This is a genomic window from Monashia sp. HAY1-2A (assembly GCF_056755315.1).
Map to the genome: position 1 here is coordinate 1 of NZ_JBNDHY010000017.1, position 12,029 is coordinate 12,029.

13 protein-coding genes are annotated in these 12,029 nt (G+C 73.2%); 8 read left to right on the forward strand and 5 right to left on the reverse strand.

Annotation, left to right across the window (positions count from 1 at the left end):
- The first annotated feature begins 66 nt into the window (after positions 1 to 66).
- Complete coding sequence (locus ACPYOM_RS04175; RefSeq protein WP_481344997.1) at positions 67 to 525, forward strand: Lrp/AsnC family transcriptional regulator; 459 nt, start codon at positions 67 to 69, stop codon at positions 523 to 525.
- A 48-nt stretch (positions 526 to 573) separates the two neighbouring features.
- On the opposite strand, the gene ACPYOM_RS04180 is transcribed toward ACPYOM_RS04175, so the two are convergent.
- Genes ACPYOM_RS04180 through ACPYOM_RS04195 form a run of 4 tightly spaced genes read right to left on the reverse strand, consistent with a single transcriptional unit; the run spans position 574 to position 4,507 of the window.
- Positions 574 to 1,839, reverse strand: a complete 1,266-nt coding sequence (locus tag ACPYOM_RS04180; RefSeq protein ID WP_481344998.1) for a multidrug effflux MFS transporter — start codon at positions 1,837 to 1,839, stop codon at positions 574 to 576.
- Complete coding sequence (gene ybaK, locus ACPYOM_RS04185) at positions 1,836 to 2,345, reverse strand: Cys-tRNA(Pro) deacylase (protein WP_481344999.1); 510 nt, start codon at positions 2,343 to 2,345, stop codon at positions 1,836 to 1,838. The genes ACPYOM_RS04180 and ybaK overlap by 4 nt, the downstream gene beginning before the upstream one ends.
- Complete coding sequence (locus tag ACPYOM_RS04190; protein ID WP_481345000.1) at positions 2,342 to 3,034, reverse strand: TetR/AcrR family transcriptional regulator; 693 nt, start codon at positions 3,032 to 3,034, stop codon at positions 2,342 to 2,344. The genes ybaK and ACPYOM_RS04190 overlap by 4 nt, the downstream gene beginning before the upstream one ends.
- Positions 3,035 to 3,064: 30 nt before the next feature.
- Complete coding sequence (locus ACPYOM_RS04195) at positions 3,065 to 4,507, reverse strand: KamA family radical SAM protein (RefSeq protein WP_481345001.1); 1,443 nt, start codon at positions 4,505 to 4,507, stop codon at positions 3,065 to 3,067.
- 91 nt (positions 4,508 to 4,598) lie between these two features.
- On the opposite strand from ACPYOM_RS04195, the gene kdd reads away from it, so the two are divergent.
- From kdd to ACPYOM_RS04230, 7 genes are read left to right on the forward strand one after another with little or no spacing between them, the layout of a single operon-like run.
- Positions 4,599 to 5,717, forward strand: a complete 1,119-nt coding sequence (gene kdd / locus ACPYOM_RS04200; protein ID WP_481345002.1) for an L-erythro-3,5-diaminohexanoate dehydrogenase — start codon at positions 4,599 to 4,601, stop codon at positions 5,715 to 5,717.
- Positions 5,714 to 7,321 (forward strand): lysine 5,6-aminomutase subunit alpha, encoded by a 1,608-nt coding sequence (gene kamD / locus ACPYOM_RS04205; RefSeq protein WP_481345003.1) that lies wholly within the window; start codon positions 5,714 to 5,716, stop codon positions 7,319 to 7,321. Before kdd ends, kamD begins: the two co-directional genes overlap by 4 nt.
- Complete coding sequence (gene kamE / locus ACPYOM_RS04210; protein ID WP_481345004.1) at positions 7,318 to 8,103, forward strand: lysine 5,6-aminomutase subunit beta; 786 nt, start codon at positions 7,318 to 7,320, stop codon at positions 8,101 to 8,103. The genes kamD and kamE overlap by 4 nt, the downstream gene beginning before the upstream one ends.
- Complete coding sequence (gene kal, locus ACPYOM_RS04215) at positions 8,100 to 8,540, forward strand: 3-aminobutyryl-CoA ammonia lyase (RefSeq protein WP_481345005.1); 441 nt, start codon at positions 8,100 to 8,102, stop codon at positions 8,538 to 8,540. The genes kamE and kal overlap by 4 nt, the downstream gene beginning before the upstream one ends.
- Positions 8,541 to 8,594: 54 nt before the next feature.
- A complete protein-coding gene (gene lnt / locus ACPYOM_RS04220) occupies positions 8,595 to 10,262 on the forward strand; it encodes an apolipoprotein N-acyltransferase (protein ID WP_481345006.1) in 1,668 nt (555 codons plus the stop codon).
- Positions 10,243 to 11,037 (forward strand): polyprenol monophosphomannose synthase, encoded by a 795-nt coding sequence (locus ACPYOM_RS04225; RefSeq protein ID WP_481345007.1) that lies wholly within the window; start codon positions 10,243 to 10,245, stop codon positions 11,035 to 11,037. Before lnt ends, ACPYOM_RS04225 begins: the two co-directional genes overlap by 20 nt.
- Positions 11,034 to 11,582, forward strand: coding sequence for an FxsA family protein (locus ACPYOM_RS04230; RefSeq protein ID WP_481345008.1), 549 nt, complete (start codon positions 11,034 to 11,036; stop codon positions 11,580 to 11,582). Before ACPYOM_RS04225 ends, ACPYOM_RS04230 begins: the two co-directional genes overlap by 4 nt.
- Positions 11,583 to 11,651: 69 nt before the next feature.
- On the opposite strand, the gene ACPYOM_RS04235 is transcribed toward ACPYOM_RS04230, so the two are convergent.
- Positions 11,652 to 12,014, reverse strand: a complete 363-nt coding sequence (locus ACPYOM_RS04235) for an RNA polymerase-binding protein RbpA (protein WP_481345009.1) — start codon at positions 12,012 to 12,014, stop codon at positions 11,652 to 11,654.
- Positions 12,015 to 12,029: the final 15 nt, after the last annotated feature.

The window sequence follows — 12,029 nt, forward strand, 5'->3', positions numbered from 1 at the left end:
TCCGTCGTCGGCAGCGTCAGATGTGTATAAGAGACAGGCACCGCACTGCTGGTCTACCCTTCCGGCATGGAGGAACTCGACCGTCGCCTCGTCGGCCTGCTGCTCGCAGACGGCCGCATGAGCTACACCGACCTCGGCAAGGCGACGGGCCTGTCGACGTCCGCGGTGCACCAGCGCGTCCGGCGGCTCGAGGAGCGGGGCGTCATCACCGGGTACGCGGCCACGGTCTCGCCCGAGGCGCTCGGCCTGTCGCTCACAGCGCTGATCTCCGTCACGCCGTTCGACCCCAGCGCGCCCGACGACGTGCCCCAGCGCCTCGCGCACATCGCCGAGATCGAGGACTGCCACTCGGTGGCCGGGGTCGAGAGCTACATCCTCAAGGTGCGCGTCGGCACACCGGGCAACCTGGAGGACCTTCTCGCGCGGATCCGCTCGGCCGCCAACGTCTCGACCCGCACGACCGTCGTCCTGTCGACGCCGTGGGAGGGTCGAAGCGCCTCAGCCATCCCGCGCGAGCAGGAGTAGCGCCCGCCCGAGCGGCCTTGCGGCACAAGGGAAGCCGTGCCGGACGCGTCACAGCCGGTCGGTGGGCTCCTCGGCCGACGCGTCGGGCGGGACCGGTGCGCGTGACGCGGTCAGGTGCGTCCGACGGTGCCAGGCCCACAGGGCCAGCGCGGCGCTCGTCAGTGAGCCGGCCACGAGGGCGAGCGTCGTCAGCGACCCGCTGACGAGGGGCGAGAGGGCCCCCGCCACAAGGGCGTTCGCGCACGTGCTGAGGAACGACTGGAACGAGGACACCGCGCCACGCTCACGCGGTCGCAGGTCGAGCATCGCGATGGTGAGGACGGGGAAGACGAGCGCGACACCGAGCGAGATCGCGCCGACCGGCAGCACGGTCCACACGGTCGAGGGGGCCACCGACAGGCCCTGGTACAGCACGGCGAAGACGCTTCCCGCGAGCGAGACCACGAAGCCGGCGAGGACGAACGCGCCCTGGCGGACCCGCCCGGCGAGCCGCCCCGTGAGGAACGAGCCGAGCATCATCGCGACGACGAGCGGGACGAAGAGCACCCCGAAGTCGCGCGGCCCGAGACCGAGGTGCTCCACGACGACGACGGGCGCGGAGGACACGTAGAGGAACAGCCCCGCGAAGTTGAGGGCGATCGCCGCGCCGAGGCGCAGGACCGACGCGTCGCGGGCCACCGACACGAAGGACGCGACGAGCGGGCGCGGGCGGAACGGGACCCGCTCGGACGCCGGATGGGTCTCGGGCAGGGCCACGAGCGTCGCCACGACGAGGGCGACCCCGTAGCCGGTCAGCACCCAGAAGATCGTGCGCCACTGGCCCCACCCGAGGATCCAGCCGCCGACCATCGGCGCGAGTGCGGGCGCGACGGCGAAGATGACCGAGATGTGCGACATGAACCGCTGCGCGGCCGACCCGTCGAACAGGTCGCGCACGACGGTCCGGCCGACGATCATCCCGGCACCGGCGACGAGGCCCTGCACGGCGCGGGCGCCGAGCAGCAACGGCATGCTCGGCGCGAGGGCACACAGCGCGCTCGTCGCGGCGTAGAGCCCACAGCCGACGAGGATCACCGGCTTGCGCCCGAGCGCATCCGACAACGAGCCGTGGAAGAGGCTCGCCACCGCGAACGTCGCCAGGTAGACGCTGAGCGTCTGCTGCATCGTCACCGCGTCGACCGCCAGCTCGCGGCCGATGACGTCGAACGCGGGGAAGATCGTGTCGATGGAGAACGGGCCCACCATCGTCAGGGCCGCGAGGATCACGACGAGCCGGGCGCGGCCGAGCCGCGTGCTGGCGGGTACGGCCCTCATCCGTTGGGTCCCCGCGCGATCGGGGCCCGGACGGCACGTGTCACGGCGGCCAGGTCCGCCGGTGCCAGCTCGACGTCGAACCCGCGGCGGCCCCCGGACACGAGGACGGTCTCGTGCTCGAACGCCGAGTCGTCGAGCACCGTCGGGAGCGCGCGCTTCTGGCCCACGGGGGAGATGCCGCCGACGACGTACCCGGTGCTGCGCTCGGCGGCTGCGGGATCGGCCATCGTCACCGACTTCGCGCCGAGCGCCGAGGCGACGGCCTTGAGGTCGAGCTGTCCGTCGACCGGGACGATGCCCACGGCCAGGCCGCGACCGGTGTCGACGAGCAGCGTCTTGAAGACACGTGCCGGCTCGACACCGAGCGCCACAGCAGCCTCGAGCCCGTAGCTCGGGGCCGACGGATCGTGGTCGTACGGACGTCCGCGCCAGGCGACCTTCGCGCGGTCGAGCGCGAGCGTGGCCTGCGTCGTCGGCCCCTCGGCGCCCTTGCGACGCGGCGTCACCGGGCGTCCGCAGGGGTGTCCGGAGGGGTGTCCGCAAGGGTGTCCCCGTGAGGGTCGAGGCCCGCCGCGCCGACGCTCGACAGGCCGTCCCAGATCGTCGTCACGACGAGGTCGGTGGCCTCGTCGGCGTCCATGCCGCCGGGGTGCGTGCTGCGCCAGACGGCGAGCCGTTCGCAGCCGCCGATGAGCACCTCGGCCATCGCGGTGACGCGGGTGGCGGTCTGCGCCCCGAACTCCGGCAGGGCGAGCAGGCCCTCCGCGAAGGCCTTGGCGGTCTGCTGGCGGATCCGCTCGACCGAGTCGGACGCCTCGCCGATGAGCGCGCCCTCGGTGCGCAGCAGGGCGAACGCGGCATCGTGCGCGTCGATGAAGGTGAAGAACGCGTGGACGACCCGCCGGACGCGTTCACGGACCGGGGTGTCCGCGGCGTCGGCCGCCGCCCACGAACCGATGAGCGCCGCCATGAGCTGGCCCCGGGCCCGCTCGATCGTCGCCGCGAGCAGGCCCTCCTTGGAGCCGAAGTAGTCGTAGATGAGGGGTTTGGTCACCCCGACCTGCTCGGCGATCTCGTCCATCGTCGCGGCCTGCACCCCACGCCGGGAGAAGACGCTCTCGGCCACCTCGAGCATCTGCGCCTCGCGTTCGGCGCGGGGCATGCGGACGCGGGTGGCGGGGGAGCGGGAGGTCACCGCGGCAGTCTACGTGCGGTGCCGGTGGCCTCAGACGAGCTGCGACTCCGCGGCCGCCCGGCTCGACGCGGCCCGCTCGCCCGCGGCCGCCAGGACCTCCTCGTGGTCGACGGTCTCGCGCCACCACTGCTGCCCGGAGGCCGGCAACGTGTCGATCGGGTCGTAGTAGACGTACTCGCGCGACAGCGCCTCGGTGTCGTCAGCCTCGATGGAGGTGCGGTAGTTCTTGCGCCAGTAGGAGATTCCGCGCTCCCGGTCGTACTGCTCCACCTGGTGGACCCAGCGCTTGCCGACGAGCGGGACGTCGCAGACGATGCGGGGCGTCGAGAATCCCGGCAGGTAGCCCATGATCTCGTGCTGGAGCCGCTGGGCCTCCGCGAGCGAGACGCGCCAGTGCTCGGCGAACGGGATCATGTCGCACATGTAGAAGTAGTACGGCGTGACCATCGCCCCGTCGGCGAGGGCGAAGCACAGGTCGAGGAGGCGCTCGGGGGTGTCGTTGACGCCGCGCATGAGGACGCCCTGGTTGCGCACGTCGCGGACCCCCGCCTCGAGCATCGCCCGCGAGGCCCGCGCCACGGCCGGCGTCACGGACTGCGCGCTGTTGACGTGGGTGTGGATGGCGAGGGACACGCCCCGCTCGCGGGCGGTCCGAGCCACCCGGGCCACGCCCTCGACGACGTCGCCGGCGAACCAGTGCTGCGGCAGACCCATGAGGGCCTTGGTGGCGAGGCGGATGTCGCGTACGTTCTCGATCTCCAGCAGCCGGTCGAGGAACGCCTCGAGGTTCTTCCACGGCATGTTGGCGACGTCGCCGCCGGAGACGACGACGTCCCTGACCGCCGGGGTGCGGCGCAGGTAGTCGAGCATCGCCTCCTGGCGGTCGACCGGCTTGAGCCCGAAGCGCAGCTTGGCCACCTGCGGCGTCGAGTTGCCGACGAGGTCCATGCGCGTGCAGTGCCCGCAGTACTGCGGGCACGTCGACAGCAGCTCGGCGAGGACCTTCGTCGGGTAGCGGTGGGTCAGCCCCTCGGCCACCCACATGTCGTGCTCGTGCAGGGAGTCGCGCGTGGCGTGCGGGTGCGAGGGCCAGTCCGTGCGCCGGTCGGAGAACACCGGGAGCATGTAGCGGCGGACGGGGTCGGCGTAGAAGGCCGCCGTGAAGGCGGCGCCGGCCGCCGGCACGGGCTCGTCGGTGGCGGGCACCATGGTGTTGAGCATCTGCGGAGGCAGGAGCATCGACATCGTGGCCCGTTGCGCCTGGTCGCGCTCGAGGTCGGCGTAGAAGCGGTCCTCGAGGAGGTTGCCCATGACGGCCCGCAGCTGCGCGACGCTCTTGACGCAGTGGGCGCGCTGCCACTGGGCGCTGTCCCAGTCGGATGGCGTGACGGCGGTCCAGCCGGGCAGCCTGGTCCAGTCCGGCTCGACGAGCTCGCGGCGGCGGTAGGCGTACGGCTGCGACACCTGTGTCATGTCCCGACGATAACCGAAGCATCACCCTCCGACCTCCTATGATGCGAAAGGATTTGTCGTACGCATCCACTGCGACCGGAGGATCTCCGCCGTGACCACCACACCACCCCCGCCCACGGACGCGCGTGAGACCTCACCCGTGGGGCTGCACCGCGTTCTCGACCCCGTGGGGGAGGAGGGGCCGACCCTCCCGCAGGCGGCCCACCGGCTCGACGCGCGCCCGCAGCTGTGGCCGGACGAGGTCCGCATCACGGTCGACACCCTCAACCTCGACGCCGCCTCCTACCGCCAGCTCGCCGACAAGCACACGCGGGCGGGCGTCCTCGACGGCGAGGCGGTCCGCGAGGAGGTGCTCGCCATCGTCGCCGACCGCGGCAAGATGCAGAACCCCGTCACCGGCTCGGGCGGCATGCTCATCGGAACCGTCGAGGAGGTGGGCCCGGCGAGCCCACTGGGTCTGGCCGTGGGCGACCGGGTCGCCACCCTCGTCTCGCTGTCCCTGACGCCGCTGGCCATCAGCGACGGGCTCGCCCGCTGGGACGGCCGATCCGAACGGGTGCCGGCGCGGGGCCACGCGATCCTCTTCGGCCGCAGCATCGCCGCCGTCCTGCCGGACGACCTCGAGCCCCGGCTGGCCCTCATGGTCATGGACGTGTGCGGGGCTCCGGCCCTCGTGTCCCGGGTCGTCGGGGAGCACACGGCCCGCGGCACCGCGCCGACCGTCGCGGTGCTCGGTGCGGCCGGCAAGTCCGGGTCGCTGTCGCTGGCGGCGGCGCGCGCGTCGGGGGCCGCGCGCACCATCGGCGTCGTGCCGGTCGAGCGGGAGCGCCGCCTGCTCGAGGCGACCGGCCTGGCCGACGTCGTGGTCCTCGCCGACGCGCGCAGCCCCCTCGGTCTCGCCGCGGCGGTCGAGGCCGCGGGCGGACCTGCCGACGTCACGGTCGTCTGCGTCGACGTGCCCGGCTGCGAGCAGCCCGCGATCCTGGCCACCGCCGATGGCGGCACCGTCATCTTCTTCAGCATGGCCACGAGCTTCGCGGCGGCGGCGCTCGGAGCCGAGGGCGTCGCCGCCGACGTGCGGATGCTCATCGGCAACGGGTACGTGCCCGGCCACGCCGAGCTCGCCCTGTCGCTGGTGCGCACGGTGCCGGCGGTCCGGGCCCTGTTCGAGTCGCGGCTCGCGCGCGAGACGGCAGGATCTGAGGCGTGAGCCGCCCCGCACCTGTCCTCGAGCTCGACCCGGCGGTCGTCCGGCGGGCGCGGTCCCTGGCGCGCCGGGCCGCGGCCCCGGTCGTGCGGCTCGCGCGGAGCCACACGACGGTCTCGGTCGAGCGTGCCACCCTGCGCCTCGCCGGCCTCGCCGGTGCCGACCACGAGCGCGTGCCGTGGGTCAACCACCTCGTCGCCGCCGTCCGCACCGGCGTCGGCCTCGAGCACGGCGTCACGACGCCGGTCTACGACGCCCTGCTCCGCGGCGAGGCGCCCGACCTCCTGACGCTCGCCCAGAAGGCGGCCGGCGGGAACGTCGCGTTCCGGCTCCCGGAGGGGCGCGCGGCCACGGCGGCCCGGCGGGCGGCCGCGCGTGGCGTCGGGACAGGGCTGCGGACCGTGGACCGGGCCCGCGCCACGCGTGAGCGCCTCGTCCGACGGCTGGGCGACCCCCCGCACAAGCCGTGGGTCTACCTCATCGTCGCCACCGGAGACATCCACGAGGACATCCCGCAGGCCCAGGCCGCGGCCCGCGAGGGCGCCGACGTCATCGCCGTCATCCGCTCGACCGGGCAGTCGCTGCTCGACTACGTGCCCGAGGGCGCGACGCGCGAGGGTTTCGCCGGCACCTACGCGACCCAGGAGAACTTCCGGCTCATGCGAGCCGCGCTCGACGAGGTCAGCAGGGAGCTCGGACGCTACGTCCGCCTGACGAACTACGCATCCGGCCTGTGCATGCCGGAGATCGCGGCTCTCGCGGGCATGGAGCGCCTCGACATGATGCTCAACGACTCGATGTACGGCATCCTCTTCCGGGACATCAACCCGGTCCGGACCTTCGTGGACCAGCGGTTCTCACGGCAGATCCACGCACGAGCCGGCATCATCATCAACACGGGCGAGGACAACTACCTCACGACCGCCGACGCGGTCGAGGCAGCGCACACCGTGACGGTCAGCCAGCTGCTCAACGAGCGCTTCGCCAAGGAGGCCGGGCTCGAGGACTGGCAGCTCGGGCTCGGGCACGCCTTCGAGATCAACCCCGACCTGCCCGACAGCTTCCGCATGGAGCTGGCCCACGCGCTGCTGGCCCGCCGGCTGTTCCCGGACGCACCGCTGAAGTGGATGCCGCCGACCAAGCACATGACCGGCGACGTCTTCCGCGGCTACCTGCTCGACGGGTTCTTCAACCTCGTCGGCGCCATGACCGGGCAGGGGATCCTCCTCGTCGGGATGATGACCGAGGCCGTCGTCACCCCGTTCCTGTCCGACCGCGACCTCGCCCTCCAGAACGTCCGGTACGTCATGAATGCCGCGAGCGGGCTCACCGAGGACTTCCACCCGCCTCGCGACGGGTTCATCCAGACGCGGGCCCGGCAGGTGCTGTCCGAGGCCGTCGACCTCCTCGAGCGGATCGTCGAGGACACCGATGTCTCCGGCCAACCCCCGCTACTGGCGGCCATCGCCGACGGGACCTTCGGGCTCATGCGCCGGCCGCCCGACCGGGGCAAGGGGCTCGAAGGGGTCGTCAGGCGGGCCGAGGGCTACGACAACCCGGCCGTCACCGCGCTCGACGCGTGGACGACCGGCAGGGACGCGCGATGAGCCGCGCACCGCGCGCCGCGGAGCCGCGCAGAGGCCCGCACGGCAGCATCGTCCGGCCCTACGGGGACACGACCGGTGACGGCATGGTGCAGGTGTCGTTCACCCTGCCGGTGCCGCACGACAAGCGGGCCGAGGGCGCGGCCCTCCAGCTGGCCCGCAAGATGGGTCTGGACCCGGCGCTGCTCGTGCACGCCAAGCCCATGGGCCCGGACTTCACCTTCTTCGTCGTCTACGGCAGCGTCACCCACCTCGTCGACCTCGACGCGGTCCGGGTCGTCGAGCGCGAGTACCCGTTGCTCTCGGCCAAGGACGCCAACTCCGCGATCAGGAGGCTGCTGCGCCGACGGCTCGTGGTCGTCGGTGCCTGCATCGGCACCGACGCGCACACCGTGGGCATCGACGCCATCCTCAACATCAAGGGCTTCGCCGGCGAGAAGGGCCTGGAGTACTACCGCGAGATCACGGTCGTGAACCTCGGTGCGCAGGTGCTCGTGCCCGACCTCGTGGCGCGGGCCCGCGCCGAGAGGGCCGACGCCGTCCTCGTGAGCCAGGTCGTGACCCAGAGGGATGCCCACGTGCACAACACGACCCAGATGTCGGCGGCCTTCCGCGAGGCGTACCCGGCCGGTGAGGTGCCGATCCTCGTCGCGGGTGGCCCCCGGTTCGAGGAGGGCTCGGCGAAGGCCCTCGGCGTCGACCGGGTCTTCGGCCGCGGCACGACCCCCGGCGAGGTCGCCAGCTACCTCGTGCACGAGATGACCCGGCGAAAGGCGAGACGATGAGCGACCCGACGAGCACGACGAGCACGAGCAGCGCTGGAACGCCGGCCCCGCGCGCGACGACGGCGGAGGTCGGACGCCGCGTCACCCACCGCCGCTACGTGCCGTACAGCCACGCGCACTATGCCGGCAACCTCGTCGACGGCGCCTACTCCCTCGCGGCGTTCGGCGACGTCGCGACCGAGATGTGCATCCGGACCGACGGCGACGAGGGCCTCTTCGCCTCCTACAGCGACGTCCAGTTCCGGGCACCGGTGCGGGCCGGTGACGTCATCGAGGTCTCGGCGGAGATCGTCCGCGTCGGGCACCGCAGCCGTGAGATGGAGTTCGAGGTCCGCGTCGTCGGCCGGGGGGCGCCCGAGCGCGGTGCGTCGGCCGCCGACGTGCTCGACCCGCCCCTGGTCGCGACGACGGCCCGCGGCGTCGTCGTCGTCCCCTGACCTCGCTCGAGCGCCGAGCCGGTTCCGCGCTCCGGGCCCCGACGACATACGGTGATGCCCGTGCGGCGTCACCTCGCGCCCCTCGGCCTCGCGGTGGCCGGTGGGGGTCTCCTCTGCTTCGCGTTCCCCACGTTCGACGGGTGGTGGGCGGCGCCGCTCGCGCTCGCGCTCATGGCCGGCGCCTGGACCGGCGCGCCCGCGGGTCTGCCCGGGGGTGCGGATCGGCGCCGGCCGCTCCGGCCGGGCCGTCGGGGCCTGCTGCTCGGCACCGCCTCCGGCCTCGTGTTCTTCGTCCCGACCCTGTCGTGGTCGGGCATCTACGTCGGTGCCGTCCCGTGGATCGCCCTCGCGACGTTGGAGGCGCTGTTCCTCGGGCTGGCCGGCGCGCTCTACGGCTGGCTGAGCCGGTCCGGGCGGGTGCGACCGCTCGCGTTCGCCCTCGTGTGGGTGGTCGCCGAGGGCCTGCGCGCCCGCGCCCCGTACGGCGGGTTCCCGTGGCTCAAGATCGCCTTCGGGCAGGCCGACGGCACCTTCGGTCGCCTCGTCGCCCTCGGCGGCACGCCCTTCGTCGCCTTCGTCGTCGCGCTCACGGGCGGCCTCCTCGCGCTCGCGGCCCAGCGGCTGCTCGCACGGGGCGCCCGGGCCGACGCGGTCGGCACCCCGGCGGCGGCCCCGTCGGGCCCGCGGCGTCGAGACCTGGCTCCGCTCGCGGGCGCGCTCGTGCTGGGCCTGGCCGGCCTGGCCGTCCCGCTGCCGACCGACGGGCCCACCGAGCAGTTCCTCGGCGTGCAGGGCAACGTGCCGCGTCCGGGTCTGGACTTCAACGCCGAGAGGCGGGCCGTCCTCGACAACCACGTCGCAGCGACGATCAAGGCCCAGCAGGACGTCACCGCTGGTCGGGCGCCGGCACCCGACCTCGTCGTCTGGCCCGAGAACGCCTCCGACATCGACCCGCTGCGCAACGCCGACGCCAAGCAGCTCATCCTCCAGACCGTCGAGTACCTCGACCGGCCGCTCGTCGTCGGCGGCCTGCTCGAGGAGCCGGCCGGCAAGCTGTCCAACGTGTCGCTGCTCTTCGCCCCCGGGCGCGGCAACACCGACCGCTACGTCAAGCGCCACCCGGTGCCGTTCGCCGAGTACATCCCGGACCGGGCGTTCTGGCGCACCTTCAGCCGCGAGGTCGACCTCGTCAGGCGCGACTTCGCCAAGGGCAGCCGCCCGGGGGTCTTCACGGTGGAGGCGGCGGACGGCCGACAGGTCCGCGCCGGCCTCGCGATCTGCTTCGAGGTGGCCTATGACGACATCATGCGCGACGTCGTGACCTCGGGCGCCAACGTCCTCGTCGTCCAGACGAACAACGCGACGTTCGGGTACACGGCCGAGTCGCCGCAGCAGCTGGCGATCAGCCGGATCCGTGCCATGGAGCTCGGTCGCTCGGTCGTGCACGTCTCGACGGTCGGCCAGAGCGCCCTCATCCTCCCGGACGGAACCGCCCACCAGGTGACGTCGTTGTTCACACAGGCGGTGGTCCGCGGGGCCCTACCATTGCGGGACGCCACGACGCTGGCGACCCGGGTGGGGGAGGTCCCCGAGGGGGTCGCCGCGGCGGCGCTGCTCGTCCTGCTCGTCCTGCCCCTGCCGGCCGTGCGGAGGGGCCGCCGGACGGCGCCGACCCGGGCGCCGCACCAGACGAAGGAAGAGGATGACGACGACGCAGCGTGAGCCGGTCACCCGGGTGGCCGTGCTCATCCCGACGTACAACGAGCGCGACAACCTGGCCGGCATCGTCGCTCGCGTGCGGGCCAGCGCGCCGGAGGCCGACGTCGTCGTCCTCGACGACGGCTCGCCCGACGGCACGGGTGCCGTCGCCGACGCCCTGGCGGCGTCCGACCCGCAGGTCCGCGTCGTGCACCGCGACCGCAAGCAGGGACTCGGCCAGGCCTACCTCGCCGGCTTCCGCCTCGTCATGGACGAGGGCTACGACGCCGCCGTCGAGATGGACGCCGACGGTTCCCACCTGCCCGAGCAGCTGCCGTCGCTGCTGGCGGCGCTCGCGGGCGCAGACCTCGTCATCGGGGCCCGCTGGGTGCGCGGCGGCGAGGTGCGCAACTGGCCGGTGCACCGCAAGGTGCTCTCGGTCGGCGCCAACGTCTACACCAAGGTCATGCTCGGCATGCACGTCAACGACGCGACGGCCGGCTACCGGGTCTACCGCACGAGCGCGCTGCAGGCCATGGGCCTCGACGGCGTCCAGTCCCAGGGGTACTGCTTCCAGATCGACCTGACCCTGCGCGCGGTCCGGACCGGCCTGAGGGTGGTCGAGGTGCCGATCACCTTCGTCGAGCGCGAGGTGGGCGTGTCGAAGATGGGGCGAGACATCGTCCGTGAAGCGCTGACGTCGGTGACCCGCTGGGGGATCCAGCACCGCGTCGGACAGGTGCGGGGGCTCGTCTCCGCCCGTCGAGAGACGCCGGCTCCGGTGGGGGAGCGGACGTGACGCCCCCGCCGCGTGGCCGTGCAGGTGGCGGTCGCCGTCTGCGTCCCTCCCGGGTGGCGCTCGCGGCGCTGCTCGTCGTGCCGGTCGTCGAGATCGCGGTCGTCGTCGCGGTGGGCCACGCCATCGGCGGCTGGTGGACCTTCCTGCTCCTGCTCGCGACGTCCCTGCTCGGGGTGTGGTTCATCCGGCGCGAGGGCGCGCGGGCCTGGCACGCCCTGGTACGCGCGCTGCGCAGCGGCCGGATGCCCGCCCGGGAGCTCGCCGACGGCGTCGTCGTCCTCGTGGGCGGGACGCTGCTGCTCGCGCCGGGGTTCGTGACCGACGTCATCGGCCTCCTGCTCGTGCTGCCCGTGACGCGGCCGGTGGCCCGGCGCCTGGTGGAGGCGGTCGTCAGCCGTCACCTGCTCGCCTCGGCGGAGCGCTTCGGCGGCCCGGCGGTCACGGCCCGGCCCGGCTGGGGCACGACGGCACCACCGACGGGCCCGACGCGCTCGACCTCGAGCGACGAGGTCGTCGAGGGCGAGATCATCGACGACGACCGCTGACGGTCGACGCGACGAGGAGCCCGCCCCCACGAACGGGGCGGGCTCCTCGGTGGTCCTTGCGGGAGGGCGTCAGGCGCTCTTGCGCCGCCGCGGCTTCTCACCGCGCGACTCGCGCAGCAGCGTCAGGCGCTCCTCCAGCAGCTCTTCCAGCTCGGGGATCGAGCGACGCTCGAGGAGCATGTCCCAGTGCGTGCGCTGGTGCTTGACCGGCTTCGCCTCGGGCTCGGGGCCGCCGCCCTGGAGCTTGGCGTCCAGGCCGCAGCGGCACTCCCACGTCGCAGGCACGTCGGCCTCGATGGAGAACGGGAGCTCCGTACGGTGGCCCTCCGGGCACACGTAGACCGTGATCTGTCGCTCACTCGGGACGACGTTGTCGTCCGACTCCATGCTCCTCGCCCCGAGGTTGGAACCGCGAAGTGCTCGATCGGCCATGTGGACCCCTCCAGA

Coding starts and splice junctions, on each gene's coding strand:
- ACPYOM_RS04175 (WP_481344997.1), top strand. CDS start 67: ATGGAGGAACTCGACCGTCGCCTCGTCGGCCTGCTGCTCGCAGACGGC.
- ACPYOM_RS04180 (WP_481344998.1), bottom strand. CDS start 1,839: ATGAGGGCCGTACCCGCCAGCACGCGGCTCGGCCGCGCCCGGCTCGTC.
- ACPYOM_RS04195 (WP_481345001.1), bottom strand. CDS start 4,507: ATGACACAGGTGTCGCAGCCGTACGCCTACCGCCGCCGCGAGCTCGTC.
- kamE (WP_481345004.1), top strand. CDS start 7,318: ATGAGCCGCGCACCGCGCGCCGCGGAGCCGCGCAGAGGCCCGCACGGC.
- kal (WP_481345005.1), top strand. CDS start 8,100: ATGAGCGACCCGACGAGCACGACGAGCACGAGCAGCGCTGGAACGCCG.
- lnt (WP_481345006.1), top strand. CDS start 8,595: ATGCCCGTGCGGCGTCACCTCGCGCCCCTCGGCCTCGCGGTGGCCGGT.
- ACPYOM_RS04225 (WP_481345007.1), top strand. CDS start 10,243: ATGACGACGACGCAGCGTGAGCCGGTCACCCGGGTGGCCGTGCTCATC.
- ACPYOM_RS04235 (WP_481345009.1), bottom strand. CDS start 12,014: ATGGCCGATCGAGCACTTCGCGGTTCCAACCTCGGGGCGAGGAGCATG.